Source organism: Peribacillus sp. NPDC056705 (assembly GCF_043656335.1).
In genome coordinates this window covers 1,228-2,349 of record NZ_JBHTYI010000108.1, presented here as the reverse complement: position 1 = coordinate 2,349, position 1,122 = coordinate 1,228, and the positions used below count along the sequence as shown (strand labels likewise).

Here is a 1,122-nt window from a genome sequence, read left to right as displayed (position 1 = left end):
CGAACATCCACCGTAAAGATCACTTCCCCAGGAATGACGTTAATGGAGCCTGGTTTAACCTGAAGGGTACCCACCGTGGCTACACCACCATAATCAATCGCGGTCTGTTCTATTCCAAGAATAGCTTCCGACGCTGCAACCATCGCATCGCGCCGGAGTCCCATAGGCGTCGTACCCCCATGGTCAGCCTGCCCATACATGGTGATTTTCAACCAACGGTGCCCATATATGGATGTGACAATTCCGACTTCAAGTTCGTGATGCTCCAGTACACGTCCCTGCTCGATATGCAGTTCGACGTAGGCGTGAACATCCACCTGCTTCCTCCTGGCAGCCGACGCATGGGCTGGTGTTATGCCGGCCTCGGACATGGCTTGCTGCAAGGTAATGCCATCTATATCCGCAAGAGACAGCCATTCATCATTCCATAAGCCTGCCATCGCTCGGCTTCCTAAATATCCCGTACCGAAGCGCACCCCCTCTTCATCCGTAAAACAAATCACTTCCAGCGGACGAGTGTGAGTGAATCCCTGCTCCCTGATGGTCCGCAGCACTTCAATGCCCGCAAGCACGCCGAGCGCACCATCGAATCGTCCACCCTCCCGCACTGTATCGATATGGGAGCCTGTGACAACGGCCGGGAGATGCGGATTCGCTCCGGGCAGACGTCCGATAAGATTACCTGCCTCGTCTTGCCGCACATCCAGGCCTGCCGCTATCATCAAGGCAACAATATATTCTCGGCCACGGAGCTCTTCAGAACTTAGAGAAAGACGGGTAACCGCTCCCGCACCATCTCCACCGATATCACCCAATTCCACAATCGTGCTCCATAGACGTTCACCATTAACCCAATGACCTTCATTCAGAAACATGAATTTTCACGTCCCCATATATTCGATCATATTGAAGCAGCGACAGCGCAAGGGCTTCGACACCTGCGGCAACCTGTTCATAATCTGTCCATTCCTCAGGGCAATGGCTTCTGCCGCCCCGACTTGGCACGAATATCATCCCGATCGGTGCGATCCGCGCCAATTGGTTGGCATCATGACCTGCACCGCTAGGCAGCTGCATCATAGGAGCTACAAGGGCGCAGTTATGCTCGATGATCTCCAATAC

At 53.9% G+C, this 1,122-nt stretch carries 2 protein-coding genes; both read right to left on the bottom strand.

Features of this window, described 5'->3' with window-relative positions; all coding sequences use genetic code 11:
- The coding region (locus ACFRAK_RS27860; protein ID WP_394573013.1) for a Zn-dependent hydrolase at positions 1–875 on the bottom strand (875 nt) is incomplete at its 3' end.
- Positions 862–1,122, bottom strand: a 261-nt coding sequence (locus ACFRAK_RS27855) for a M20/M25/M40 family metallo-hydrolase (RefSeq protein WP_394573012.1), incomplete at its 5' end; no start/stop codon positions are given. The genes ACFRAK_RS27855 and ACFRAK_RS27860, both read right to left, overlap by 14 nt.